A 26588-nucleotide genomic window follows, 5' to 3' on the forward strand; every position below is an offset into this window, starting at 1 on the left:
AGTTCGCATCCCATTGCTGCTGCTGGCGGCGTTCGTCTTTGCGTATGGATCGGCAGCCCTGCTGTGGCGGGTGCCGCTCGCCGTGGGGCTGGGCTACCTTGCACTCAGCGCGCTGACATTCACGGTCTACGCCGTCGATAAAGCGGCCGCACGCGCCAATCGGCAAAGAACGCCCGAAAAAACGTTGCATGTCCTGGCGCTGGTGGGGGGCTGGCCCGGTGCGTTGATCGCGCAGGAATGGCTACGGCACAAGTCGGTAAAACCGGCTTTCCGTATGGTGTTCTGGATCACCGTAGCGGCCAACATCGCCGCTTTTCTTTTCCTGGCTTCGCCCTACGGCAGATCGCTGCTGGCGCAATACGTGCCTGCGTGGGCCTGACGGCATAGGGCGGGGGAACAGAGATCGATTCGAAGGCCGAATCGCACAGCCGGCGTGAAGCGGTTCAGGTGGCGGATCCTTGCGGTGGTTCCGGGCGCTCAGCCTGCTGCGGCGGCGTAGCGGTGTCGCGCCGTTGCAGCATGCGGGCGACCCGTTCGCCCGCGGCCTGAAAGCGCTGCGCCAGGGACGCCGGCGCCAGCACATCGAATTCCACTTCCAGCGCCAGCAGCCAATACGTCAGCGCCTCCAGCGACTGGCCGGAGCTGCGCAGCAGGCAGCGGCCATCGTCCAACGCCTCGACCTGCCCGGCCGACGCGGGAATGCGCGCGGCCATTACCCCATGCGGCGCATGCAGCACGATGCGGGCTTCTTCGGCGTTGGGCGCCTGGCCCACCGCGCGCATCACATAAGCGCGCAGGTCGCCGCCTTCTGGCGGTGGACGCGGCGCGAAGTGTGCGCCCAGCGCCACCGCGCCCGCGATTCGGTCAAGCCGGAACGTGCGCCAGTCGTCGCGCGCCGGATCCCAGGCCACCAGATACCAGCGGTACCCCGTGTGCGCCAGCCCCTGCGGCTCGACCTGGCGCGTGCTGGGCTGGCCGCGGCTGTCCGCGTAGTCGAAGTTGACGCGCAACTGGTCGCGGCAGGCGGCAGCCAGCGCGGCCAACCGCCCCGCATCGATCACCGGGCCGCCGCGCGGGAGCGGCACGATGGCCGACCGCAGCGCGTCCAGCTTGTGGCGCAAGCGCGTGGGCATCACCTGCTCCAGTTTGACCAGCGCGCGCAGCGCCGCTTCTTCCACGCCGCCGACCGTGCCCGTGGCGGCCGTGCGCAGCGTGATGGCCACCGTCAGCGCCTCGTCGTCGTCCAGCAGCAGAGGCGGCAGGGCGTTGCCCGCGCGAAAGGCATAGCCGCCCGCCACACCGCTGCTGGCCTGGATGGGGTAGCCCAGTTCGCGCAGCCGGTCGATGTCGCGGCGCAGCGTGCGCGGATGCACCGCCAGCGTCTGCGCCAGGTCGGCGCCGGCCCAATGGCGGCGGGTCTGCAGTAGGGAAAGCAGGCGCAGGAGGCGATTGCTGGAGCTGAGCATCGGTCAACGATAGCCCGTATCAAGGGCGGAAACTGTCCGCAATGGATTCTACAGTTCGTCCGTCGTCAGCGGCCATGGGGCCGCGGCACTCCCCCAATCCGGAGCTTGTCCATGTCTATCGTTTTCTATTGGCACCCCCAGTCCAGCGCTTCGCCCATCGCCTGCGCCCTGGCCGAACTGCAGGTCCCGCACGAACGCGTCAAGGTGGATATCCGGACCGGCGAGCAACGCCGCCCGGAATTTCTTGCCTTGAACCCCAACGGCAAGGTGCCGACGCTGACCGTGGACGGTGCGCCGCTGTTTGAAGCCCTGGCCATCCACTTGTGGCTGGGTGAGCGTTGGGGCGTCGAGCAGGGCTTGTGGCCCGCAGCCGGCACTTCGCAGCGACTGGCCGCCATGTCGTGGTGCACGTGGGCCTATGTGACGTATGGCTCGGTGATCTCGCGCCTGTATGCCGTCGCCCATGGCGACGAGCAAAGCCGCGATGCCCGCCAGGCCGAGCGGGCCATCGCCGACCTGGATTCGCTGTTGGGGCTGCTGGATGCGCATCTGACGCGCCAGCCGTGGATAGTGGGCGACAAGTACTCGCTGGCTGATCTGGTGGTGGCGTCGGTGGTCGGCTACACCGCCTTTTTGGGTGCGCCGGTGGCCGCCCATCCGAATGTGCAGACCTGGCTGAGCACGGTCAAGGCCCGGCCGGCGATGCAAGGCGAGGTCTGAAGCAACGACGGGCCTGTCACGCAAGATATGCATCAACGAGCCACAGTGCGCAGGGGCTGACATGCGATCGCGCGCTTATCAACTCCGAGAGCTTTAGCCGCACCACGCAGCGCGACGTCTACTACGTGGCGATTTCCCACGCGCGCTTCCATACGGAAATCTATACCGAAAATGCTGGTGGACAAGGGCAGCCGGTAGAACTTGAGCCAGTCCTTCAGAGAGACGTTCACGCAAAAGTCATGTCACAGAGCAACAATAAAAACCGATGTTCCTCGCCAGAGGATCCTCGTCAGATCCTTTAGGAGCAAAGGCAATGGAAGAAATGAAGACTGTCCCCGCTACACAATATGTAGCGTTGCTGAACGAATGGCTCCTCGACGCAGATGCGTCGGGAGACGCGTCATTGGTGAGGGCCGAGATCCTCGGCGAAGGACTACAAGGGCGTACCCACCTTCACATTCCCCAAGCCGCGCTACCCGCTGCGACAGCCGCAGTGTTCCAGCTTCGGCAGCAGGGCATCTTTTGTTTCCCCGTCCTAGCCCCGCTAGATGCCCATTTTCTTGTCTGAATTCCAGCAAAAAAGGCCGCCCGTTGTGAACTGACCCCCCCGAAGGTTGGATCTACGTCCAACTTCTGGGGGTCAGTTCATTGGGCGGCCTTTTGCATTGGCGGGGTAGCTTCACCAGATAGTCTGAACGTGCGGATAGTCCCGGATCTTCAAGTCGGCAGTGACCAGGGGCGCAGACAGGTGGCGCGCCGTAGCCACTATGAATCGGTCGGCCGGGTCTTTATGAAACTCGCCAGGAAGCTCAACCGACTGGACCGAAATCCGCACATCCACCGGCACGAAGCGCACAGCCGGAACCTGGACAACGGTATCCAGCCAAGCCGTCGCGTCCATGGTCAAAGCAAGGCGGCCAGCTTTGACCAGCATTGCCACTTCCCACGCAGTGATAGCCGAGATCAAGATCTCGCCGTCCTGGCCCTCTGCCTCGATTGCCTCCCGTGCAGCACGACTGAGCTGAGAGTCGCCCGAAACCCACCAGACCAATGCATGGGTGTCCAGCACGATCATTGAGCGGCCTCCCACGAGTCCTCGCCAATCGGCGACAGCGGATCATCAAACCGCACGACGGACCCGCGCAGCACCGCCAGCGGATCCCGATCCATCGCCCGGTAGGGGCGAATTTCCAACGCGGGCTTGCCGTGATCGGTCACGACGATGGGTTCCCCCGTTGCTTCCACTTGCCGAAAAAACTCCAACGCCTTCGCCTTGAATTCGGTCTTTGATACGCGTTGGTGACTATGCATGATGCGCCCCCAGGTGGTCATTTCGTATAGTCATTTTATCAGAAAAGACCATTTTATATAGTCATTTTTAGAATTATCCGAACGCCCGTCCGCTCTTGTTCTCATCGAGGCCACCGCCGAGTGCCCCGGCGGGCATGCTCCTTGTTACTCCATTTCTCCAATTGGGTGTTCCACGGCCATTGCGACCAGAAGGGACTGGGTGCGCATGATTTCAGGTATCCAGCCCTCCCCTTCCACCACTTGCTCATGTCCAAGCCGATTACTTCGCCCATCAGCCACAAAGCGGCAACGACGCTCAGCGAGTACGAGAACCTCTTGAACTCGCGGTGGCGCCCTTTGTATGGAAATCGCCCAATCGCGGAGATCTCCCATGAAGAGCTCGCGTTGGACGTAGCTGACTTTCCACGCATGGCGGCCAAGACGTTCAACAACGTCATGACGCCAGCTCGGCAAGTTTGGGCTTTGGCGTTCAAGATGAGAAAAGTTCCGGAGAACATCACGCTGAGATTGAAAGCCGTAAAGGCCAAGATCCAGAGCCAGATCCGCTGCTCATGTCAGAAGTGCTCCAAGTCGTCCAACACATCGACGAACACTTCAATGCGATCTGGCGCAACTATTTCGAAGTCGCGTTTTTTACCGGTGTGAGGCCGTCAGAGCAGATCGCTCTTCAGTGGCCTCGCGTGGATCTTTCCAGGGAGCAAATCCGGATCGACCGGGCACTCGTGAGGCGCCACAACAAAGCCACCAAGACGTACAAGTCGCGCGACGTGGACCTACAGGGACCGGCGCTGGAAGCTATCAGACGCCAGAGGCAACTCACGTTTGAACCTGGGGGCCATGTCTTCCTGAATCCTGAAACAGGAAAGCCTTTCGTCGATACGGCGGATGCGGTCCGAAAGGTGTTGCGCCCTACACTTGCCGCGCTGGGAATCCGGGAGGCAGCGCTATATGCGGAGCATTTGCCCCCACCAGAGGCCTAAAAGGACTCTGACGAACTCGCGTAGATTTGCGCGATTTGGGCCTAAAGCGGGCCCAAAAACGGGCCCAAAAAAACGTAAGTCCTTGATTCTGTGGCGCGCCCGACAGGAATCGAACCTGTATCAAGAGCTTCGGAAACTCTCATTCTATCCATTGAACTACGGGCGCAGCGCAAGGAGGCGACATTGTACCTAGTTTTCGCTAGCGTGCATGAAGTGGATCAAATCAGCTGTCAATCTCATCGAAAACCCCGTCACAGTCATTGGACGAGCGTCCCTGACACCGTTATATAATCCAGCGTTTGCTTGCAGGCGGATGCGTCACGGGTTCGCCAATTTGTGCAGTTACTGATTTTCTGTTGCCGCCGCCAGGCGCCCCACCCGTTAGCAGGATTTGGTCATGAGCAACGAGCAGGAACACATAGAAGAGCACTCCTCCCCCATCAAGACCCCCAAGCAACTGGTCGTCACGATCGTTCTATCTTTCGTGATTCCAATCGCCATCATCATCCTCCTGGTGAATATGGTGGTCACCGGCACCAAGGTCGGCGCCGGTTCCGATACGCTCACCGAAGAAGCCGTCACCAAACGGATCGCGCCGGTTGCGGGGTTCGCGCTGGTCGACGCCAACGCCCCCAAGGTCTTCAAGACGGGCGAGCAGGTTTTTGCCGCGGTCTGTACAGCCTGTCACACCGCCGGTATCGCCGGCGCGCCCAAGATGGGCGACAACGCAGCCTGGGCGCCGTTCATCAAGTCCGGCTACGACACCATGCTGAACGTGGCCCTGCACGGCAAGGGCGGCATGCCCGCCAAGGGCGGCAACCCCACGCTGTCCGACTATGAGGTCGCGCGCGCCGTGGTCTACATGGCGAACAAGTCCGGCGCCTCGCTGCCCGAACCGGCCGCTCCCGCCGAGGACGGCGCGAAGAAGGAAGCAGCTGCGGCCCCCGCCGCCGCTCCCGCGCCTGCGGCAGCAGCTCCTGCCGCAGCCGCCCCTGCGGCGGCCGCACAGGCTCCGGCTCCGGCTGCCGCGCCCGCCGCGCCGCAGACCACCGCCGCAGTCAATCCGGCCGGTGAAAAGCTCTACAAGAGCGTCTGTTTCGCCTGCCACGCCACCGGCGTGGCGAACGCGCCCAAGTTCGGCGACAAGGCCGCCTGGGACCCGTACATCAAGACCGGCATGGACGCCATGGTGAAGGTCGCCATGCAAGGCAAGCCGCCGATGCCCCCCAAGGGCGGCGCGGCCAACGCCTCGGAAGACGACATCCGCGCGGCCGTGCAATACATGGTCGACGCGGCCAAGTAAATCCGGCTGGCCCAGCAAAAAGCCCCTTGATCGCTCAAGGGGCTTTTTTTTCCGCCATGCTTTAACGGCATGTCGTCGGGTGTTATTCCGCCGACGATTTCAACAGCGACAGACCCAACTGCACGCGGCGCTGCAGCCACAGGCTGGGGCGATAGCGGGGGTCGCCCGTCACGCGCTGCATGCTCTTCAGGATTTCCAGGATGCGGTCAGCGCCCAGCTTGTCGCCCAGCGCCAGCGGACCCACCGGATAGCCCAGGCCCAGCGTCACGGCCTGGTCGATGTCTTCCGGCGTGGCGATCTGCTGCTGCGCGATATCGCTGGCGATATTGACGATCATGGCCACGATGCGCTGGGCGATGAAGCCCGGCGAATCCTGGATCACGGTCACCGGCACGCCATCGGCGGCCAGCAGCGCATGCGCGGCGTCGCGCCATTTGCCCTCGGTCGCTGGCGACACCATGACGGTGCGGCGCTTGGCGCCGTCGAATGCATACAGCGTATCCAGGCCGACCGTGCGGCCCGCGCTCAGACCCTGCGCGGACACCGACGTCGAGACGTCGTCGCCAAACGGGGTGACGACGATCAACGCATCGGCGTCGGGCGTGGCGCCCGTGACGAGCGTCGCGCCCAGCTTTTCGATCAGCGCCGATGCGCGCGCGTAGCCTTCCGCGTGCTTGGGGCTGACCCACACTTTCAGGCCTTCCGGCAACGCCGGCACGGGCGGCTCGGCCGGCACCTGCTTCTGGCCGTCGGCGTAGACGTAGAAGCCTTCGCCGGCCTTGCGTCCGATCAGGCCGCCAGCCAGGCGCACGGTGGTGATCGGCGACGGGCGAAAGCGCGGCTCGTCGAAGAATTGGCGGTAGATGGACTCCATCACCGGATGCGACACGTCCAGCGCGGTCAGGTCCAGCAGTTCGAACGGGCCCATGCGAAAGCCCGCCTGCTCACGCATGACGGCGTCCACTTGCGCGAAGGTGGCGACGGCCTCCTGCGCCACGCGCAGGCCTTCGGTGTTCATGCCGCGGCCAGCGTGGTTCACGATGAAACCGGGCATGTCCTTGGCGCGCACGGGCGTGTGGCCCATGCGGCGGGCCAGCGCGGCCAGCGCGTCGCCGGCTTCGGGCGCGCTGCGCAGGCCGTCGATCACTTCCACCACCTTCATCAACGCCACCGGGTTGAAGAAGTGATAACCCACGACACGCTGCGGACGCTTGCAGGCGGCAGCAATGGCGGTGATGGACAGCGACGACGTGTTCGACGCCAGGATGCAGTCTTCCGACACCACGCCTTCCAGGGCGGCGAACAGGTCGCGCTTGACGTCCAGGCGTTCGACGATGGCTTCCACCACCAGTTGGCACGCCGACATGTCGGTCAGCGCCGTGGCGGACTCCACGCGCTCAAGCGCGGCCTGCGCGTCGGCGGCGGTGAGCTTGCCCTTCTGGGCCAGCTTGTCCCACGTCTGGCGCAGCGATTCGCGCGCGGCGGCAACCGCGTCGGCGCTGGTGTCGTACAAGCGCACGCGCAAACCGGCTTGCGCCGCGATCTGCGCAATGCCGCGCCCCATGGCCCCGGCGCCCACGACGCCGATGGTTTGAATCTCCGTCATCAACTTTCTCCTGCCTTTATTGGAATGGATCGTGTGCGCCGCGGCGTGGCGGGGCGCAGGGAAAACAAAGCGGCGCCATGCCGCTTTGTCTTCGCTCAGGCCTGGCTCTGGGCCAGCGCCTGGATGTCTTCGGCCGAGAGCCCCAGCTTTTCAGCCAGGACCTGCGCGGTGTGTTCGCCCAGCATGGGCGGCGGACGGCGGTACTCGACCGGGCTGTCCGAGAATTTCAGCGGGCTGGACGCCATCGGCACGCGGGCGGCAGCCGGGTGCGGCAGTTCAAGCTTCATGCCGCGCGCCAGCACGTGCGGATCTTCATAGACCTGGTCCAGCGTATTGATGGGGCCGGCGGGCACGCCCACGCTTTCCAGCGAGGCCAGCCAGTGATCGCGCGCGCCGGTGGCCATGCGTTCGGCCAACAGCGGCACCAGCTCCGCGCGGTTCTTCACGCGCTGCGGATTGGTCGAGAAACGCGGGTCCGCCGACAGTTCCGGCAAGCCGATCGCGCCGCAGTAGTTGCGGAACTGGCTGTCGTTGCCGACCGCCACGATCAGGTGGCCGTCCGCCGCCGCGAACACTTGGTAGGGCACCAGGTTCTGGTGGGCATTGCCCGCGCGCTTGGGCGCCACGCCCGACGTCATGAAGTTCAGGTTCTGGTTGGCCAGCATCGAAACCTGGCAATCCAGCAGCGCCATGTCGATGTGCTGACCCAGGCCGCTGTTGGCGCGTTCCAGCAGCGCGGCCAGGATGCCCACCGTGGAATACATGCCCGTCATCAGGTCCGCCACCGCCACGCCGGCCTTTTGCGGGCCGCCGCCGGGCAGGTCGTCGCGCTCGCCCGTGATGCTCATCAGCCCTCCCATGCCCTGAATCATGAAATCGTAGCCGGGGCGGCTGGCGTAGGGGCCGGTCTGGCCGAAGCCGGTGATCGAGCAATAGATCAGGCGCGGGTTGATGGCCTTCAGGCTTTCGTAGTCCAGGCCGTACTTCTTCAGTCCACCGACCTTGAAGTTCTCGACAAGGATGTCGCTTTGCAAGGCCAGTTCGCGCACCAGCTCGGCGCCGCGCGGCGACGCGATATCCAACGCCACCGACAGCTTGTTGCGATTGGCGGACAGGTAATAGGCGGCTTCGGTGGTGTCGTTGCCTGCTTCGTCCTTCAGGTACGGAGGCCCCCAGGCGCGCGTGTCGTCGCCAGCGCCGGGACGTTCGATCTTGATCACCTCGGCGCCAAGGTCGGCCAGGTTCTGGGTGCACCAGGGGCCCGCCAACACGCGGGTCAGGTCCAGCACGCGTATGCCGGTAAGGGGAGCGGGACGTTGCGACATCGGTGTTCTTTTCGCTAGATGGGAAATGAAAACGTCCGGCTGGCGGCCAGCGCAAGCCAGACTGGAGTCTGTCATGCCAGCGGTCCGAGCCGCTGGCGCGTCATATGCGATATTAGCCCGGGTTGCGCGAGCAACCCGCCATTCTTCCGATCAGGAATGGGCCTTGATCGTTTCGCGGGCGATCACCAGTTGCTGGATCTGCGACGTGCCTTCGAAGATGCGGAACAGGCGCACGTCGCGATAGAAGCGTTCCACCGCGTATTCCGACATATATCCCGCGCCGCCATGGATCTGCACGGCGCGGTCGGCGACGCGGCCCACCATTTCCGTCGAGAACAGCTTGGCGCAGGCGGCTTGCATGGTGGTGTTTTCGCCGCGGTCACGCATGCGGGCGGCGTCCAGCACCATGCAGCGGGCGGCGTAGAGTTCGGCCTGGCTGTCGGCGATCATCGCTTGAATCAGCTGGAATTCGGCGATCGGCTGGCCGAACTGCTTGCGCTCCATCGCGTATTTGACGGCGTCGGCCAGCAGGCGGTCGGCAATACCCACGCACAACGCCGAGATATGCAGGCGCCCCTTGTCGAGCACGCGCATCGACGTGCGGAAACCGTTGCCTTCTTCGCCGCCCAGCAGCGCGCTGGCCGGCACGCGGCAGTTATCGAACACCACGTCGCTGGTCAGGGCGCCGGCCTGGCCCATTTTCTTGTCGGGCTTGCCGATACTCAGACCCGGCGTGCCGGCTTCGACCAGGAAGCAGGAGATCGAATTGGCGCGACGCTCGGGCGCGGTGCGCGCCATGACCGAGAACAGGCCGGCGATCGGCGCGTTGGTGATGTAGCGCTTGGTGCCGTTCAACACGTAGCTGTCGCCATCGCGTTCGGCGGACAGGCGCAGCGCCATCGCGTCGGAGCCCGCGTCGGGTTCGGTCAGCGCGAACGAGCCGATCAGTTCACCGCTGGCCAGCTTGGGCAGGTAGCGGGTGCGCTGGTCGTCGGTACCGGCCAGCACGATGGCCTGCGAGCCGATGCCGATGTTGGTGCCGGCCAGCGAACGGAAAGCGGGCGAGGTCTGGCCCAATTCAAACACCACGCGCACTTCTTCTTCCATCGTCAGCCCCAGGCCGCCGAACTCCGGCGCGATCGACAGGCCGAACAGGCCCAGTTCGCGCATTTCGTTGACGATGTCGGGCGGAACCTGTCCGCTGGTGGCCAGTTCGTCTTCGGCGGGAATCAGGCGTTCATGCACGAAGCGACGCACGGCGTCCAACAGCAGGTTCAGGGTTTCGGTGTCCAGGGCCATGATGGAAGTCTCAAAAAGAAAGGGATGCGACGGATGAGGCAGGAAAATCTGATACGGCGATTGGGTATGGGCAATGCGGATCCCGGCGGCGGCGCTCAGGCGCGCATGCCGCCAACAAGCAGGTCGAAGTAGCCGGCGGCGATGGTTTCCGCGCTGTCGCCCTGCCCCGGCTTGTACCAGCGCACCATCCAGTTCAGCATGGACAGCACGGCGCGGCCGGTGGCGGCCACGTCCAGCGCGCGGAACGTGCCATCGGCCACGCCCTGCGCAATCAGTTCGCGCAGGCGTTTCTCGTAGCCGTCGCGCAGCCTGGCGGCGTCTTCGCGTTCAGGCAAGGCCATGCCGGAATAGCCGATCAGCATCGTCACGAATTTGGCGTGGTGCTGTTCGAAGTACCGGGCGTGACCGACCATGAACGCGCGCAGCCGGGCGGCGGCGCCCTCGGCGCGGTCGACATCCTGGCCCACGGTCTGCGTCAGCCCGCTCAATACGACCAGGATGATGGCGTCGTAGATGTCCTGCTTGGTGGGGTAGTAGTGGTAAATGGCCGCCTTGGACACGCCGATGGCGGCGGCAAGGTCCGACACGGAGCTGCCGTCGTAACCGCTTTGCGCGAAAAGCTTGGCGGCTTCATCCAGAATGCGTTCGCGCGGGGCCGCCAGCGTGGGCGGTCGGCCGGCGCGGGCGCGTTTCAGGGCCGGAGGAGCAGAGGTCGCCATGGCAGCCTTTGAAAGGGCCGCGCCGCAGGCCGGCAAGGGCCCGGGTGGGCCTGCATTGACAGCGGTTCGGCGCATGCCGTTAAATAAAGATTAATTAATTACCGGACGGTCGGTAGGTAATTATAGGCACATCCGCCTCGGGGACTCAAGCCTGCCTGCAGGCGGCCCCTTCTGGACTGACCTGAACACAACGCGACGACGCTATGCCCCACTCTCTCGTGACAGATTTGTATGGCCAGATGTCCCTGCCGGTCATCAGCGCCCCTATGTTCATCGTCTCCAACCCGACGCTGGTGCTTGCCCAGTGCACCAGTGGCATCGTGGGGTCGTTCCCCGCCCTGAACGCGCGCCCGCAAAGCCTGCTGACCGACTGGCTGGACGAAGTGCAGGCCGGGCTGGCCTCGTACCGTGAAGCGAACCCCGGCGCCGTGGTGGCGCCGTTCGCCGTGAACCAGATCATCCACCAGTCCAACGACCGCCTAGAACAGGACCTGGCCGTTTGCGCCAGCCACCGCGTGCCGCTGATCATCACCAGCCTGCGCGCCCCCGGCGACCTCGTCAAAGGCGTGCACGACTGGGGCGGCAAGGTGTTCCACGACGTCACCACGATTCGCCATGCCGAAAAGGCGCTTGAGGCCGGCGTGGACGGGCTGATCCTGGTCTGCGCGGGCGCCGGCGGCCATGCGGGCACGCTGAGCCCGTTCGCGCTGGTGTCCGAAGTGCGCCGTTTCTACGACGGCCCGCTGATCCTGTCGGGCGCCATCACCTCCGGCGCGCACGTGCTGGCCGCGCTCGCCATGGGCGCGGACTTCGCCTATATGGGTACTCGCTTCATCGCCAGCGAAGAAGCCAACGCCAGCGAAGGCTACAAATCCGCCATCGTCGATGCCAGCGCTTCCGACATCCTGTACACCCCGTTCTTCACCGGCATCCCCGGCAATTACCTGAAGGCCAGCATCGCGGCCTCCGGGCTGGACCCGGCCAACCTGCCGCAGCCGGACAGCGGCGCCTCCAACTTCGGGTCGTCGCGGGTCAAGCCGTGGAAAGACATCTGGGGCGCGGGCCAGGGCGTGGGCGGCATCGGCAGCGTCGAACCCACCCGCAAGATCGTCGACACGCTGCGTCGCGAGTACGAAGACGCCAAAGCGCAACTGGCCGGCAGGACCTACGCATGAGCGCGGGCCTGAAAATCGCCCGCGAGGGCGCCGTCCTGACGCTCACCATCGACCGCCAGGACCGCCGCAACGCGCTGGACACGGCCACATACGCCGCCTTGTCTGAACAAATCGCGCTGGCGTCGGGCGACCCGTCGGTATCGGCAGTGATCCTGACCGGCGCGGGCGAACACTTCACCGCCGGCAACGACCTGCGCGACTTCCAGGCGGAACGCGGCGCGGGCGACAGCGCCGGCCTGACGTTCCTGCGGGCACTGACCACGGCCGACGTGCCGGTGATCGCCGCGGTCGAGGGCTACGCTATCGGCATCGGCGTCACGCTGCTACAGCATTGCGACTTCGTCCACATCGGCGAAGGCGCCACCTTGCGCATGCCGTTCGTGGCGCTGGGCCTGTGTCCGGAAGGCGCATCCAGCCTGTTGATGCCCCGACTGGCCGGACGCCGCGCCGCCGAATGGCTGCTGCAGGGCAAGGCGTTTTCCGCCCGCGACGCGCACGAAGCCGGTCTGGCGACATCGGTCACGGCCAAGGGCCAGGCGCTGGCGGCGGCCCAGGCCACCGCCGCCGATCTGGCGCGTCAGCCGCCGGCCGCGCTGCGCCTGACCAAGGCCATGATGAAACGCGCCGACCGCCAGGTCATCCAGGAAACGCTGGACTACGAAGCCCAGCAATTCCGCGCCCGCCTGCAAACCGAAGAGGCGCAGGCGGCATTCGCGAAGTTCTTCAAGAAATAGCGGCGCGACGAGCGGTTGCGCGTGGCCGGCCCCGGCGTGCTGCACGTCGAGGCCCGCCGGGCGCAACCCCTCGGCTCAAAATGGCGAATCGGCCCGGAAGTTGGGTGCGCGGCGTTCGCGCAGGGATTTGACCCCCTCCTTCACGTCAGGCCCGCCAAAACCCATGAATTCCAACGCCAGCGACGCGTCGAAGGTCGGTCCCGCCATGCGCAGCCAGTTGTTCAGCGAATACTTCGTCCAGCGGATGGCGGTCTGCGAACCGGCGGCCAGCTTGTTGGCGACCTCGAAGGCGCGGGGGATGAGCTCGGCCTCGTCCACGCACAGCGACACCAGCCCGATCCGCTCGGCTTCCTCGCCGGTGACGGTTTCGCACAGCATCAGGTAGTACTTGGCCTTGGCCATGCCGCACAGCAGCGGCCAGACAATGGCCGCGTGGTCGCCCGCCGTCACCCCCAGGCGGGTGTGGCCATCGATGATCCGCGCGTCGCGCGCGGCAATCGAGATGTCGGCCAGCAACCCCGCCACCAGCCCCGCGCCCACGGCCGCGCCATGCATGGCGGACACGATGGGCTTGTTGCAATTGATGATGTTGTAGACCAGGTCGCGGGCCTCGCGCCAGACACGGGTGCGCACGTCGAAGTCGTCGGCCATCTGCTGCACCAGATCCAGGTCGCCGCCACCCGAAAAGCCCTTGCCCTCTCCGCGGATGACCACCACGCGGGTATCGGGGTCGGTATCGATGTCGCGCCAGATGTCGGCCAGCTCGCGGTGCATGCGGTCGTCGGCCGTGGACAATTTGCCCGGCTGGCCGCCTTTGGCGCCCATGATCAATTCCAGCACGCCGCCGGGATGCCGGCGCAGCTTCAGGGACTCGTAGGCCGAATAGTGTTGCAGCGTGATATCAGTCATTGTCTTCTCCGCGTTGTCTTTATTACCAATGGAGCAAGCCTGGGGCCGGCGCGTTTTTGGGCACTATAGTGGATACGCCGGCGTCCACCCGCCGCCACCCAGAAGGAGCTTCAGCCAATGAACACCCCCGCCCCGTCCGCCGGCGCCCCCATCGACCGCGCCAGCCTGCCGGCCCTGTTTGCCCCCCGGGGCGTCGACACGCACAAGGGCAGTTTCGGCACCGTCGGCGTGGTGGGCGGCGGCCCCGGCATGGCGGGCGCGGCGCTGCTTGCGGCCCGCGCCGCCCTGAAAACCGGCGCCGGCAAGGTGCTGGTCGGCTTCGCCCAAGAGGCCTCGCCGCTTGCCTGCGACCCGTTGCAACCTGAATTGATGCTGCGCGACGCCCGGTCGCTGCTGGAGGGCGAGTGGGGCATCACCGCCTGGGTCGCCGGCTGCGGGATCGGCACGACCGCCCTGGCGGCCAACACGCTATCGGAATTGTTCGTGCTGCGCCGCGGCGCGCCGCTGGTGCTGGACGCCGACGGCCTGAACCTGCTGGCCCAGGGCGACGTCAAACCCAATTGGGGGCCCGGCCCCGTTGTGCTGACCCCGCATCCCGCCGAAGCCGGCCGCCTCTTGGGGCTAAGCGCTGCCCAGGTACAAGCCGACCGCCGGGACGCGGCGTGGCAACTGGCGCAACGCTTCGGGGCCTGGGTGGTGCTGAAAGGCGCCGCCACCGTCGTCTGTTCGCCCGACGGCAGCCGCCGGACCAACACCAGCGGCAACCCCGGCCTGGCCACCGCTGGAACCGGGGACGTATTGGCAGGGATGCTGGGGTCGCTGATCGCCCAGGCACTGCCGTTCGAGCAAGCGGTGGCGGGAGCCGTCTGGCTGCACGGCGCCGCGGCCGATGCGCTGGCGGGGCACGGCATTGGCCCGATCGGCCTTACCGCGGGTGAGCTGGCGGATGCCGCGCGGGCCCTGCGCAATGGCCGCTGAGGGGCATTCCGGGGCGTCAAACCGGGCTAAGTCCCCGTGAAATAAACATTTTTACAACATACTAGGGTTTTCCCCTAAAAGGTCATTGCTTTTAATTTAGGGTTATCCCTATAATGGTTTACCCCAAGACGAAACGGACTGGAGAAGACCATGAGCGAACTGACCTTGAATAGCACTGCCCGCCTGACCGACGCGCTGGAGCGCGACCTGCTCCGCGGCGCTCTCGAGAACCAACCGAATTCCCACCCGCTGACCAACCTGAAGAAGGCTGGCCAAACCGTGATCGCCGCTGTTGCCAGCGTCTTTGCCTTCATCGACGAAGTGAACGACTCGATGAACAAGGCCCGCGCCGCCAGCTCGCGCTTCTCCGGCTCTCAGTGGTAAGTCCCGCTGCGCGGGCCTGAATCGCGACCGATCTCCCGCGATTCAGGCTTGCGCGCTGCCGTCGCACGGCCTGACCGGCTGGTCCGGTTTTCCCGTGTGGCGGGCTTTCGGCGCCCGCCCCTCACCGGCGCCATCGCGCCGCGCCGGCTCCCATTGATGCTGTTGGGAGCCCCCGCGACGCCCTCCCGGCCCTTTTGCCGCACCTTCCTCTCGGCGTTTTCCCTAGCGCCCGATTCGCCGTTCTGCATTGACAGCGCGCGAACCCCCTACCGATAATCGGCCCCTTGCCGTCGTGCCTGGCGCCAAAACTCCGCGTGCCCTGCCGACCCCTGCTGTCCGCCCGGCGCGCCCGATGGCGCTTCAGGCACGATCCGGTTCGTTATCCATCCGGAGTTGTCATCATGAAGTTGCGCACCACCCTGGCCCTTGTGGCCGCCGCCATCCCTTTGGCTGCCGCCCAAGCCCAGACGCTGAAGATCGGCCTGTCGGCCGAACCCACTTCGGCGGATCCCCACTATCACAAGATGACGCAGAACGACGCGTTCTCCGCGCACGTCTACAGTTCGCTGGTGGGTCGCAGCGCCGACATGAAACTGACGCCCCAGCTGGCCAAGTCGTGGAAGAACCTGGATGACCTGACCTGGGAATTCAAGCTGCGCGACGACGTCAAGTTCTCGAACGGCAAGCCGTTCACGTCTGAAGACGTGCTGTTCACGATCTGCCGCACGCTGAACAACGAAACCAACGTGTCGCAGTCCTACATGGACATGACCAAGCGCATCACCGACGTCCAGACGCCGGATGCGCACACCGTGATCATCAAGACCGGCGAGCCCTTCCCGCTGATGCCCGCCGAACTGGCCCGCTCGTTGCCCATCGTCTGGAACGGCATCGTCGAGCACGGCAAGCTGACGTTCGACCCGAAGAAGGGTTGCGGCGTGACCGGCGCCTGGCCCACCGTTGCCGACTTCAACAACGGCAAGGATTCCATCGGCACCGGCCCCTACACCCTGAAGTCCTACGTGAAGGGCACCGGCATCGAGCTGGTCCGCAACGAGAACTATTGGGGCGAGAAGCCGTACTGGAAGGAAGTGAAGTTCGTGCCGGTGCCCTCCGCCGGCCCGCGCCTGACCGGCCTCTTGTCCGGTGACTTCGACATGATCGAAAACCCGGCCGCCCGCGACCTGCCGCGCCTGAAGGACAACCCGAAGTTCGGCTTCGTGGCCACGCCGTCCACCCGCCTGGTGTTCTTCCAGCCGGACGTGGCCCGCAACCCGAGCCCGTTCGTCAAGAGCGCCGACGGCAAGAACCCGCTGCAGGACCTGCGTGTGCGCAAGGCCATTTCGATGGCCATCGACCGCAAGACCATCACCGCCCGCATCATGGACGGCATGGCCACCCCGGCCTACCAGTTCATGCCCGACGGCATGTTCGGCGCGCTGCCCAAGGCCCCGGAAATCAAGTACGACCCGGAAGGCGCCAAGAAGCTGCTGGCCGAAGCCGGCTACCCGAACGGCTTTGAACTGACGCTGTCGTCCACCAACGACCGCTACGTCAATGACGGCCAGATTGCCCAGGCCGTGGCGCAGTATCTGGCCCGCGTCGGCATCAAGACCAACGTGGACGCCATGACGGCATCCATCTATTTCCCCAAGCGCGCCAAGCGCGAGTTCAGCTTCTCGATGGGCGGCTGGCCGGCGGAAACGGGCGAAGCTTCGGCGTTGTTCCAGCTGTGGGTTGCGTCCCTGGATTCGCCCAACAGCCTGGGCACCAGCAACTACGGCGGCTTCTCCAACGCCGATTTCGACAAGGTCTACAAGCAGGCCATCGTGACGGTGGACGCGCCCAAGCGCGAGAAGCTGTTGCAGGAATCCACCCAGATCGCCCTGGACAACGTGCCGCTGATCCCGCTGCACTTTGAAAGCAGCATCTGGGCCTTCCGCAAGGGCATTACCTACGAAGGCCGCCGCGACCAGTACACGCTGGCCACCTCGGTCACGCCTGAAAAGAAGTGATCCACCGCGTCTGAACCAGAAAACGGCTGCCCTGTGCAGCCGTTTTTTTTGGTCGGATACCCTATACAATTCCCCCGCTTCATCGGAGTTGCCATGCCCACGCCCACCCCCGCGGCCCGTCCGCGCCCTTTTCTTTTAGCCTGTCCGGATTTGTCGGCCGAACGCCTGGGCAATACGGATACGCCGGGCGTCTGGCATTTCGATTCCGGCGTGCCAGGCAAGCGCGTCATGTTGAGCGCGCTGATCCACGGCAACGAGCTGTGCGGCGCCTGGGCCCTGAAAGAAGCACTGACGGCCGGGCTGCGGCCTCGCCGGGGTTCGCTGACGCTGGCCTTCTGTAACCTGGACGCGTTCGACCGCTTCGATTCCGCCAATTACGCCCCCGCGCGCTTTGTCGACGAAGACATGAACCGCGTCTGGAGCGACGACAAGCTGACCGTGCCGATCAGCCAGGAACGCCGCCGCGCCGCGCAGATCCGTCCATGGGTCGAACAGTCCGACTGGTTGCTGGACTTTCATTCCATGAGCAATTCCGACGTGCCGCTACAGTTGACCGGCATGGAACAGCGCAATATCGACCTGGCGCTTGCGCTGGGCAACCCCGCCACCATCATCGCCGACGCCGGCCACGCCGCTGGCGTGCGGATGCGCGACTACGGCCGCTTCGGCGAAGCCGGCGACAATGGCACGCGGTCCCTGCTGATCGAATGCGGCTTCCATGGCGCGCCCGAAGCGCGCGGCGTGGCGGTGGACCAGATGGCGCGTTTCCTGCTGGAAGCGGGCACGGTCGACGCCCCGGACCTGCCCGCCGGCTGGGTCGCCCCCAGCGCCCCGTCGCAGCGCGCGCTGCGCGTGACGCATGCGGTCGCCGCCAAGAGCGCCGATTTTCGATTCGCGGAGCCCTGGAAGGGCCTGGAAACGCTGGCCGCCGCCGGCACCGTGATCGGCTGGTCCGAAGGCGAAGCCGTCGCCACGCCCTACGACAACTGCGTGCTGATCATGCCGTCCACCGCGAATCTGCGGCCCGGCGTGACGGTCGTCCGCCTGGCCCAGCCTATCGCCTGATCCGCCGTCCCGATTCAACACGAGAGCAGCGCCCGCCAAAGAGGCGCCTTTCAGCACTACCGGCACTACCCATAACAACTAGGGAAAAAACATGTCAGCCCAGGTATTCATCCGCAGCGCATTGCTGGCCTGCACGCTTGCCGCCTGTACGGTGGCCGTCCAGGCCCAGACCCCGCCTTCCACCCTGAAGATCGGCCTGTCGTCCGAGCCCACGTCGATGGACCCGCACTACCATCAGGCCACGCCGAACGACGCGATGACCTCGCACATGTTCGAGACGCTGGTGGGGCAGGACGCCAAGATGAACCTGATCCCACGGTTGGCCACGGCCTGGAAGCCGGTGGACGACACCACCTGGGAATTCAAGCTGCGCGACGGCGTGAAGTTCTCGAACGGCCAGCCCTTCACGGCGCAGGACGTGATCTTCACGTTCTGCCGCGTGATGCATAACGAGCAGGGCATCGGCGGCTCGTACCCGGCCGTTGTCCAGAAGTTCGCGAGCATCGAAGCGCGCGCCGGCAACACGCTGATCATCAAGACGCACAAGCCCTACCCGTTGCTGCCCAACGACCTGACCCGCACCGCCATGCTGTGGAGCGGCATCGTCGAACACGGTCCCATCACCTTCGACCTGAAAAACAAGTGCGGCGTGACCGGCCCCTGGCCGACGGTGGCCGACTTCAACGGCGGCCGCGACGTGATCGGGACCGGCCCCTACACGCTGAAATCCTACGTGAAAGGGACCGCCATCGAACTGGTCCGCAACGACGGCTACTGGGGCGACAAACCGGCCTGGCCAGCCGTCAAGCTGGTGCCGGTGCCCGCTGCCGGGCCGCGCCTGACGGGTCTACTGGCGGGCGACTTCGATCTGATCGAGAATCCCGCCGCGCGCGACGTGAAGCGCATTTCGGAGACGCCCGGCTACGGGTACGTGATCACGCCGTCCGTGCGCGTGGTGTATTTCCAGTTCGACGTGGCGCGCAGCCCCAGCCCGACGGTCAAGGCCGCCGACGGCAAGAACCCCTTGCAGGACGTGCGCGTGCGCCGCGCCATATCGATGGCGATCGACCGCAAGACCATCGCCGCCCGCATCATGGACGGCGCCGCCACGCCGGCCAACCAGTTCCTGCCCGACGGCATGTTCGGCACCTTGCCCCACCCGCCCGAACTGAAGTACGACCCGGAAGGCGCGAAGAAGCTGCTGGCTGAAGCCGGCTACCCCAACGGCTTCGAACTGGCCGTCTCGTCCACCAATGACCGCTACATCAACGACGCGCAGATCTCGCAAGCCGTCGCGCAGTTCCTGTCGCGCGTGGGCATCAAGGCGACGGTGGACGCCATGACGCGTTCGGTATATTTCCCCAAGCGCGCCAAGCGCGAATTCAGCTTCGCGATGGGCGGCTGGTCCTCCGAGACCGGCGAAGCCTCGTCTTTCCTACAATACTGGGTTACCCGGTTCGATAAGGCGCAGGGCCTGGGCACCAGCAACTACGGCGGTTACGACAACCCCGAGTTCGACGGCGTGTTCAAGCGCGCGCTGGTCACGGTGGACCCGGCCGAGCGGGAAAAGCTGCTGCAACAGTCCCTGACCCTTGCACTGGCCGACCTGCCCAGCATTCCCCTGCATTTCGAAAGCAGCATTTGGGCGTTCAAGAAGGGACTGGCCTACGAAGGCCGGGCCGATCAGTACACCCTGGCCATGTCGGCCAAGCCCGCCAAGTAAGCACGCGGCGCCCGCAAACCCTGAGCCCACCAAGGAAATCATCACGTGGCCTTGTTCATCCTGCGCAGACTGATCCAGAGTCTGTTCGTACTGCTGGCCGTATCGGTCGTGGTCTTTTTCGCGGTGTATGCCGTGGGCGACCCGATCGAACTGCTGGTCAGCCCTGAAGCCAGCCAGGCCGCCCGCGAGGCGATGATCGCCCGCCTGGGCCTGGACCTGCCCGTGTGGCAGCAGTACACCGGGTTCCTGTGGCGCGCGCTGCACGGCGATCTGGGCACGTCCTTCGTGCACGGCATCCCCGCCGTCGAACTGATCGTGCAACGCATCCCCGCCACGTTCGAGCTCGTCTTCGTCGCCATCATGCTGACCTGTGTCGTCGGCATCCCGCTGGGGCTGGTCGCCGGCCTGTACCGCGACGACTACCTGGGCCGCGGCATCATGGCGTCGTCCGTGCTGGGCTTTTCGCTGCCGAACTTCTGGCAGGGCATGATGCTGATCCTGCTGTTCGCCGTGTGGCTGGGCTGGCTGCCGGCCACCGGGCGGGGCGACACCGTTACCGTGCTGGGCGTGCGCCTGTCCATCCTGACCGCCGATGGCTGGTCGCACCTGATCATGCCGGCCATCAACCTGGCGCTGGCCAACATCGCGCTGGTACTGCGCCTGACCGCCTCCGGCGTGGTCGAGGCCCGCAGCCAGGACTACGTGAAGTTCGCCCGCGCCAAGGGCGTCAAGCCCGGGCGCATCGTGCGCCGCCACATCCTGCGCAACATCCTGATCCCGGTCGTGACCGTGATCGGCATGGAATTCGGCAGCCTGATCGCCTACTCCACCATCACCGAAACCGTGTTCGCGTGGCCCGGCATGGGCAAGCTGCTGATCGACAGCGTCTACCAACTGGACCGCCCCGTGGTGGTCGCGTATGTGATGCTGGTCACCCTGATCTTCGTGGTCATCAACCTGGTTGTGGACATCCTGTACGCCGCGCTCGACCCGCGCGTGCAGCTCGTGACCCCCGCTCAATAATCCGCCATGGCTAACTCTCCCAATCCCGGCCGCACCCGCACCGTCCAGCCCCTGGCTGAGACGCCCCAGCGCGCCTCCATCCTGAAGAAACTGCGCGCGCGCCCCACAGTGCGCGGCTCCGCGATCGCGCTGGCCATCCTGGTGGTCCTGGTGATCTTCGCCCCCTACTTCGCGCCGCAGAACCCATACGACCTGGCCAACCTGTCGCTGATGGACGGCCGCCTGGCGCCGCGCCAGGCCCTGATGGACGGCAGCATCGCCTGGCTCGGCACCGATGACCAGGGCCGCGACATGCTCAGCGCCATCCTGTATGGCCTGCGCATCAGCCTGATGGTGGGCCTGTCCGCCGTCGTCCTGGCTACCGCCGTCGGCGGCGCGGTCGGCCTGATCGCCGCCTATGTCGGCGGCCTGGTCGACACCGTGCTGATGCGCATCGTCGACTTCATCCTGGGTTTCCCGACCATCCTGGTGGCGCTGGTGCTGCTGGTGGTGCTGGGCCGCGGGGTCGACAAGGTGATCCTGGCGCTGGTGCTGGTGCAATGGGGGCACTACGCCCGCATCATGCGCAGCCGCGCGCTGCAGGAACGCCGCAAGGAATACGTGGAAGCCGCGGCCAACCTGGGCTATCCGGCCTGGCGCATCATGATCTACCACCTGCTGCCCAACTGCCTGGGCCCCGTCATGGTGTTCGCCACCATCCAGATCGCCACCGCGATCGCACTGGAAGCGACGCTGTCCTTCCTGGGGGTTGGCGTGCCGATCACCGAGCCGTCGCTGGGCCTGCTGATTTCCAACGGCTTCCAATACCTGTTGTCCGGCGATTACTGGATCAGCCTGTTCCCCGGCATTGCGCTGCTGGTGCTGATTCTTTCCATCAATATCGTGGGCGACCGCCTGCGTGAAAGCCTGGACCCCCGACGAGCATGAGCGACATTCTTCTTGATGTGCGCGGACTGCGCACCGCATTCCATACCGAGGCCGGCGCGTACCTGGCCGTCGACGGCGTCGACCTGACCGTGCGCCGCGGCGAAATCGTGGGCCTGGTCGGCGAATCGGGTTCCGGAAAATCCGTCACGGGCTTCTCGCTGCTGGGCCTGATCGACCCGCCCGGGGAAGTGGTGGACGGTGAAGTGAAGTTCAAGGGCACCGACCTGCGCAAACTCACGGAAGAGCAGATGCGCCAGTTGCGCGGCAACCGCATCGCCATGATCTTCCAGGATCCGCTGATGACGCTCAACCCGGTGCTGCGCATCGGCGAGCAGATGATGGAAGCCATCCTGACGCACGAAAACGTGTCGCGCGCGCAAGCCGAAGAACGCTGCCGCGAGGCACTGGCGATGGTGGGCATCCCGTCGCCGGAAAAGCGCCTGAAGAGCTATCCGCACGAGTTCTCAGGCGGCATGCGCCAACGCGTGGCGATCGCGATCGCCATGCTGAACAAGCCCGACCTGATCATCTGCGACGAGCCCACCACCGCGCTGGACGTCACCATCCAGGGCCAGATCCTCTACCGCATGCAGGAGATCTGCCGCGAGCACAACACTGCGCTGATCTGGATCACCCACGACCTGGGCGTGGTGGCCGAACTGGCCGACCGCGTGGCCGTGATGTATGCCGGCCGCATCGTCGAAAGCGGCCCGGTCGAGCAGGTGCTGGAATCGCCGCGCCACCCCTATACCAAGGGTTTGCTGGATTCGATGCCGGGCGCGACGCAGCCCGGCGCGCGTCTGCACCAGATCAACGGCATGGCGCCCAGCCTGGCCGGCCGCCCCTCGGGCTGTGCGTTCCGTCCGCGCTGCACCAAGGTTATCCCGCGGTGCACCGAACAAGCCCCCTCCGTCACCACAGAAGGTCCGCGCAGCTATCGCTGTTACGTGCCGATAGCCCGCGAGGCACAAGAAGCATGAGCCAAGCCGATACCCCCGTCATCGAGCTCAAGAACATCCACAAGCGCTTCGAGCAACGTCCCGACCTGGCCCAACGCATCCTGGCCCTGACCGGCCGGCCCATCGACCGCCGCACGGTGCATGCCGTCAATGGCGTGGACCTGTCCATCAAGCGCGGCGAAGTCGTCGGGCTGGTGGGCGAGTCCGGCTGCGGCAAGTCCACCCTGGGCCGCGTCGTTGCAGGCCTGCACCGCCAGACCGAAGGCGAACTGCGGTACCAGGGCCAGGACGCCGTGCGCCTGCGCGGCGCTGAAAAATTGGCCTACACGCTGGGCGTGCAGATGATTTTCCAGGACCCGCAGGCCTCGCTGAATCCGCGCCAGCGCCTGCGCCAGATTCTGGGCGAATCACTCAAGGTCCACAAGCTGGCGCCGCCCGCCGACATCCCCGGCCGCATCGACCAGGCCCTGAAGGAAGTGGGCCTGGACGCCGAATACCGCGACCGCTTCCCGCACCAGATATCGGGTGGCCAGCGCCAGCGCATCGGCATCGCCCGCGCACTGATGGTGGCGCCCAAGTTCCTGGTCTGCGACGAGCCGGTCGCCGCGCTGGACGTGTCGATCCAGGCGCAGGTGATCAACCTGTTCATGGACTTGCGTGAACAGCATGGTTTCACCTATCTCTTCATCAGCCACGACCTGGGCGTGGTCAAGCACATCTCGGACCGCGTCGCGATCATGTACCTGGGCAAGATCGTGGAAATCTCCACGTCGGCCGAGATCTTCGCGCGCGCCAACCATCCCTACACCCAGGCCCTGATGGCCGAAGTGCCGGACGTGGCCCGCCGCGGCCGCAAGTTCACGCCGATCAAGGGCGAGATCCCGTCGCCGCTGAACCCGCCTCCGGGCTGCACCTTCAACCCCCGTTGCCCCCACGCCATGCCGCGTTGCCGCGAGCAGGCGCCGGTCCTGAAAGAAATCTCGGCGGGCCATTGGTCGGCCTGCCACCTGAATGAAGCGAGCGCTTGATGAAACCCTCCGACATGTCCAACGCGGACCGCATCGCCATCGAAATGGGCCATGCAGGCCGCAATGCCATCCTCTACGTGGATGAAGACCGCAATTCCGACCGACCGTTCAAGCTGCAGACGTACCGCCCGTATGGCTACACGCCCGACCGCCCGGTCGTCATCGTGCAGCACGGCGTGCTGCGCAACGGCGACGAATACCGCGACTTCTGGGTCGAGGCGGCCGACAAGCACAAGCTGCTGATCGTGGCCCTGACCTTCTCTAACGAGATCTGGCCCGGCGTCGAAAGCTACAACAACGGCCGCGTGTTCTCGGCCGGCGGCAATCCGCGCCACATCGACGGCTGGACCTACGCGCTGGTCGGCAACGTGATCAAGGACATGATCGCCGGTGAAATCACCGATGGCCAGAACGTCTACCTGTTCGGTCATTCGGCTGGCGGCCAATTCGTGCACCGCCTGATGAGCAGCCAGTCGCACGCGCCGTTCAAGGCCGTCGCGGCCGGCAACCCGGGCTGGTACACGTTGCCGACCTTCGACCATCCGTTCCCCGAAGGCATGGATGGCGTCGGCCTGACCGAAGAGCACCTGGTGAAGCTGCTGGCCTACCCGATGACCATTCTGGCGGGCGACCAGGACATCGCGACCGACGACCCCAACCTGCCGTCCGAACCCGCTGCCATGCGCCAGGGCCCGCACCGTTTCGCGCGCGCGCAGAACTACTACGCGTTCGGCAAGCAGGAAGCCGAACGCCGCGGCGTGCCGTTCGGCTGGACGCTGCAAGTGGTGCCCGGCATCGGCCACGATGGCCGCGCCATGTCGGCCGTGTGCGCCAGCCTGTGGTTCGACGGCAAGATGCCCGACGACGCCGAACTGGCCCGCCTGGCCGGCCAGCAGGTCGCCTGACCCCTTTCCCAATTTCCGTTGCTGATTACCGATACCGCCATGTCCAACACTCAGAGCACTGAACAGATCGTCGCCGGCATCCAGGGCTGGCTGCAATGCGAATCGCCGTCCAACTTTCCGGAAGGCATCGCCGCGATGGCGCGCATCATCGCCGACTACGCGGCCGCCGCCGGCCTGACGGTGGAACTGTCGTCGCTGGGCCCCACCACCGGCCCGCTGCTGTACGCCACCAACCGCGCCCCCGGCGACACCCGCCCCGGCATCCTGATCCTGGCTCACATGGACACGGTGCATCCGGTCGGCACGCTGCTGGAGAACCCGGTCCGCATCGAGGGCGACCGCCTCTACGGCCCCGGCAGCTACGACATGAAGGCAGGCATCTACCTGGCGCTGACGGCGTTGGCCGGCGTGGCGCGCCCCGGCGCGACGCAACTGCCCGTCGACTTCCTGGTGGTGCCCGACGAGGAAACCGGCAGCCATGCCTCGCGCGCGCACATCGAACGCTTCGCCGCCAACGCCAAGTACGCGCTGGTCTGCGAACCGGCCCGCCCCAACGGCGGCAAGTGCGTGACGGCGCGCAAGGGCACGGGCATGCTGAACCTGAACGTCAAAGGCCGCCCCGCGCACGCCGGCATGCAGCATGAAAAGGGCCGCAGCGCGATCCGCGAAATGGCGCATCAGGTGCTGGCGCTGGAAGCGATGACCGACTACGACCGCGGCATCACGGTCAGCGTCGGCACCATCGCCGGCGGCACCGTCACCAACACCGTGCCGGCCCTGTGCCGTTGCGTGGTGGATTTCCGCGTGCCCGACATGGGCGCCGCGGAAGACGTGCTGCGCCGGATGCGCGAGCTGTGCGCAGTGGGCCCGGACGTGGAACTGGACATCAACGTGGAACTGAACCGTCCGCCAATGGTGAAGACGGACGCGGCGGCAGCACTGCTGGCATTGGTGCAGGGGTATGCCGACCGGGCGGGCTTCCTGCTGGAAGACGCGCCGATGACGGGCGGCGGCAGCGACGCAAACTTCACGTCGGCAATGGGCATCCCCACGTTGGACGGCCTTGGCGCGGACGGCGACGGCGCTCACACGTTGAATGAATATATCCTGGTGTCGACGCTCGAACAGCGGTTGAAGTTCTGGGAATTGTTGCTTCGGGAATTGGCTTGAAGCGGTAGTTTTTTTGGCGGTTTTTTGGGGTTCTTAAGGCGCCCGTCACGGCGGTCCCCCGGCGAGTGCGGGTCAACGATTGCGGTCCGGAGCCTTCGCTCCGGCCTGCCCCCTTGTCATCTTCGTCACTGCCTGCGGCAGCTCCTTCAGATTCCCTGGGGCTTATCGACTCCCCGCACTCGCCGGGGGACCGCCGTGCCGGGCTCATTCAGTCGCAATCTCTCGACCGCTGGGGAGAACGGTTTGCTTGCGTTCTCGTCAACAAAGGGGTGGGGTGGATGGTCTTGCGGGGCCCGCTCCCGGCCGGCCGCGCGGGCGGCCTTTGGGAGCTTACGCATCGTCTTGCGTCGTTGCTTTTGACGCTTCGCGCATTCGCAGCAAGCATCGAAAAACCCTTGCAACGCTGGCCTCTCAACAGACGCCCACAGCCTCACCGCCCTCCCTTTTAGACGGGTGGCGCGCGTCCGAGTCTATCCAAGCAAGCAGCTATCTGCCGCGCGCCACCCGTCGCTCCACCTCCCCCACCTGACTGCGGGGGCCAATAGAAAACCACTCCCTACCAGCGCGCAAGCGACTATCGCACCGACGTAATGACGGCGCGTATGCAGAAAGCGTCCGCCCGCGCGGACGCTTGAGGCGGGCCCCGCAAACCTCGTCATTAAGTCGCGCTCTAGCAGCGCGCAAACCAAGACGGCGCAGCTCGTCGCCGGGGTCGGGTGGGTGGCGCGCAACCTTGATGCGCCCGAGGGAATCTGAAGGCAGCGGCCGCAGGCCGCAACGAAGATGACGAAGGGGGGGGCCGCCGAGGCACGTCCGGAGCGAAGGCTCCGGACCGCAATCGTGGGCGCGCGCCACCCACCCGAC

The 26588-nt window shown here is 65.6% G+C and carries 25 protein-coding genes and 1 tRNA gene; 17 read left to right on the top strand and 9 right to left on the bottom strand.

The features are described 5' to 3' along the window. Nucleotides 1-13: 13 nt before the first annotated feature. Nucleotides 14-379 (top strand): DUF1294 domain-containing protein, encoded by a 366-nt coding sequence (locus CQ050_RS25010; RefSeq protein WP_105559508.1) that lies wholly within the window; start codon nt 14-16, stop codon nt 377-379. Nucleotides 380-443: 64 nt separating this feature from the next. Here CQ050_RS25010 and CQ050_RS25015 read toward each other — a convergent pair whose 3' ends face one another. Beyond that, the gene (locus tag CQ050_RS25015; RefSeq protein ID WP_105559509.1) at nt 444-1466 is read right to left on the bottom strand and encodes a YafY family protein; all 1023 of its coding nucleotides are present in this window, start codon (nt 1464-1466) and stop codon (nt 444-446) included. 111 nt (nt 1467-1577) lie between these two features. Here CQ050_RS25015 and CQ050_RS25020 point away from each other — a divergent pair, with 111 nt between their 5' ends. Next, the gene (locus tag CQ050_RS25020) at nt 1578-2186 is read left to right on the top strand and encodes a glutathione S-transferase family protein (RefSeq protein ID WP_105559510.1); all 609 of its coding nucleotides are present in this window, start codon (nt 1578-1580) and stop codon (nt 2184-2186) included. Nucleotides 2187-2865: 679 nt separating this feature from the next. On the opposite strand, the gene CQ050_RS25030 is transcribed toward CQ050_RS25020, so the two are convergent. Further along, complete coding sequence (locus CQ050_RS25030) at nt 2866-3261, bottom strand: type II toxin-antitoxin system VapC family toxin (protein ID WP_105559512.1); 396 nt, start codon at nt 3259-3261, stop codon at nt 2866-2868. Then, nucleotides 3258-3497 (bottom strand): type II toxin-antitoxin system Phd/YefM family antitoxin, encoded by a 240-nt coding sequence (locus tag CQ050_RS25035; protein WP_105559538.1) that lies wholly within the window; start codon nt 3495-3497, stop codon nt 3258-3260. The genes CQ050_RS25030 and CQ050_RS25035 overlap by 4 nt, the downstream gene beginning before the upstream one ends. A gap of 551 nt (nt 3498-4048) precedes the next feature. Here CQ050_RS25035 and CQ050_RS25045 point away from each other — a divergent pair. Then, nucleotides 4049-4477: a tyrosine-type recombinase/integrase gene (locus CQ050_RS25045; RefSeq protein ID WP_105559514.1), complete on the top strand. Its 429-nt coding sequence runs from the start codon at nt 4049-4051 to the stop codon at nt 4475-4477. 91 nt (nt 4478-4568) lie between these two features. On the opposite strand, the gene CQ050_RS25050 is transcribed toward CQ050_RS25045, so the two are convergent. Next, nucleotides 4569-4643: transfer RNA gene (locus CQ050_RS25050), tRNA-Arg, on the bottom strand. Between the two features lie 231 nt (nt 4644-4874). Here CQ050_RS25050 and CQ050_RS25055 point away from each other — a divergent pair. Continuing rightward, entirely contained in the window at nt 4875-5780 is a 906-nt protein-coding gene (locus tag CQ050_RS25055; protein ID WP_105559515.1) for a cytochrome c5 family protein, read from the top strand. A gap of 82 nt (nt 5781-5862) precedes the next feature. On the opposite strand, the gene CQ050_RS25060 is transcribed toward CQ050_RS25055, so the two are convergent. From CQ050_RS25060 to CQ050_RS25075, 4 genes are all read right to left on the bottom strand, one after another. After that, the gene (locus CQ050_RS25060) at nt 5863-7416 is read right to left on the bottom strand and encodes a 3-hydroxyacyl-CoA dehydrogenase (protein WP_332007124.1); all 1554 of its coding nucleotides are present in this window, start codon (nt 7414-7416) and stop codon (nt 5863-5865) included. 65 nt (nt 7417-7481) lie between these two features. Next, nucleotides 7482-8711 (bottom strand): CaiB/BaiF CoA-transferase family protein, encoded by a 1230-nt coding sequence (locus CQ050_RS25065; protein ID WP_105559517.1) that lies wholly within the window; start codon nt 8709-8711, stop codon nt 7482-7484. A gap of 150 nt (nt 8712-8861) precedes the next feature. Then, on the bottom strand, nt 8862-10010 hold the full coding sequence (locus tag CQ050_RS25070; protein WP_105559518.1) for an acyl-CoA dehydrogenase family protein: 1149 nt from the start codon (nt 10008-10010) through the stop codon (nt 8862-8864). Nucleotides 10011-10105: 95 nt separating this feature from the next. Further along, nucleotides 10106-10729: a TetR/AcrR family transcriptional regulator gene (locus CQ050_RS25075; protein ID WP_105559519.1), complete on the bottom strand. Its 624-nt coding sequence runs from the start codon at nt 10727-10729 to the stop codon at nt 10106-10108. Between the two features lie 203 nt (nt 10730-10932). Here CQ050_RS25075 and CQ050_RS25080 point away from each other — a divergent pair, with 203 nt between their 5' ends. Beyond that, a complete protein-coding gene (locus tag CQ050_RS25080; RefSeq protein ID WP_105559520.1) occupies nt 10933-11904 on the top strand; it encodes a nitronate monooxygenase family protein in 972 nt (323 codons plus the stop codon). Further along, nucleotides 11901-12638: an enoyl-CoA hydratase-related protein gene (locus tag CQ050_RS25085; RefSeq protein WP_105559521.1), complete on the top strand. Its 738-nt coding sequence runs from the start codon at nt 11901-11903 to the stop codon at nt 12636-12638. The genes CQ050_RS25080 and CQ050_RS25085 overlap by 4 nt, the downstream gene beginning before the upstream one ends. Nucleotides 12639-12713: 75 nt before the next feature. On the opposite strand, the gene CQ050_RS25090 is transcribed toward CQ050_RS25085, so the two are convergent. After that, nucleotides 12714-13547 (bottom strand): enoyl-CoA hydratase/isomerase family protein, encoded by an 834-nt coding sequence (locus CQ050_RS25090; protein ID WP_105559522.1) that lies wholly within the window; start codon nt 13545-13547, stop codon nt 12714-12716. Between the two features lie 117 nt (nt 13548-13664). Between CQ050_RS25090 and CQ050_RS25095 the strand changes: the two genes are divergently transcribed. From CQ050_RS25095 to CQ050_RS25145, 11 genes are all read left to right on the top strand, one after another. After that, nucleotides 13665-14525 (top strand): NAD(P)H-hydrate dehydratase, encoded by an 861-nt coding sequence (locus CQ050_RS25095; protein WP_105559523.1) that lies wholly within the window; start codon nt 13665-13667, stop codon nt 14523-14525. A gap of 150 nt (nt 14526-14675) precedes the next feature. Beyond that, the gene (locus CQ050_RS25100; RefSeq protein WP_105559524.1) at nt 14676-14909 is read left to right on the top strand and encodes a hypothetical protein; all 234 of its coding nucleotides are present in this window, start codon (nt 14676-14678) and stop codon (nt 14907-14909) included. Between the two features lie 401 nt (nt 14910-15310). Then, the gene (locus CQ050_RS25105) at nt 15311-16924 is read left to right on the top strand and encodes an ABC transporter substrate-binding protein (protein ID WP_105559525.1); all 1614 of its coding nucleotides are present in this window, start codon (nt 15311-15313) and stop codon (nt 16922-16924) included. Nucleotides 16925-17017: 93 nt separating this feature from the next. Further along, nucleotides 17018-17989 (top strand): succinylglutamate desuccinylase/aspartoacylase family protein, encoded by a 972-nt coding sequence (locus CQ050_RS25110; RefSeq protein WP_199196927.1) that lies wholly within the window; start codon nt 17018-17020, stop codon nt 17987-17989. Nucleotides 17990-18080: 91 nt separating this feature from the next. Continuing rightward, nucleotides 18081-19712 (top strand): ABC transporter substrate-binding protein, encoded by a 1632-nt coding sequence (locus tag CQ050_RS25115; RefSeq protein ID WP_105559527.1) that lies wholly within the window; start codon nt 18081-18083, stop codon nt 19710-19712. A gap of 45 nt (nt 19713-19757) precedes the next feature. Next, nucleotides 19758-20735, top strand: a complete 978-nt coding sequence (locus CQ050_RS25120) for an ABC transporter permease (RefSeq protein WP_006227256.1) — start codon at nt 19758-19760, stop codon at nt 20733-20735. Between the two features lie 6 nt (nt 20736-20741). Beyond that, nucleotides 20742-21662: an ABC transporter permease gene (locus CQ050_RS25125; protein ID WP_105559528.1), complete on the top strand. Its 921-nt coding sequence runs from the start codon at nt 20742-20744 to the stop codon at nt 21660-21662. Continuing rightward, entirely contained in the window at nt 21659-22642 is a 984-nt protein-coding gene (locus CQ050_RS25130) for an ABC transporter ATP-binding protein (protein WP_105559529.1), read from the top strand. Before CQ050_RS25125 ends, CQ050_RS25130 begins: the two co-directional genes overlap by 4 nt. Beyond that, a complete protein-coding gene (locus CQ050_RS25135) occupies nt 22639-23649 on the top strand; it encodes an ABC transporter ATP-binding protein (protein ID WP_105559530.1) in 1011 nt (336 codons plus the stop codon). The genes CQ050_RS25130 and CQ050_RS25135 overlap by 4 nt, the downstream gene beginning before the upstream one ends. Further along, nucleotides 23649-24554 (top strand): alpha/beta hydrolase, encoded by a 906-nt coding sequence (locus CQ050_RS25140; protein ID WP_105559531.1) that lies wholly within the window; start codon nt 23649-23651, stop codon nt 24552-24554. Before CQ050_RS25135 ends, CQ050_RS25140 begins: the two co-directional genes overlap by 1 nt. Nucleotides 24555-24593: 39 nt before the next feature. Next, complete coding sequence (locus CQ050_RS25145; RefSeq protein WP_105559539.1) at nt 24594-25724, top strand: M20 family metallopeptidase; 1131 nt, start codon at nt 24594-24596, stop codon at nt 25722-25724. Nucleotides 25725-26588: the final 864 nt, after the last annotated feature.

It is taken from the genome of Achromobacter sp. MYb9 (assembly GCF_002975275.1).
Classification (GTDB): Bacteria; Pseudomonadota; Gammaproteobacteria; order Burkholderiales; family Burkholderiaceae_B; genus Achromobacter.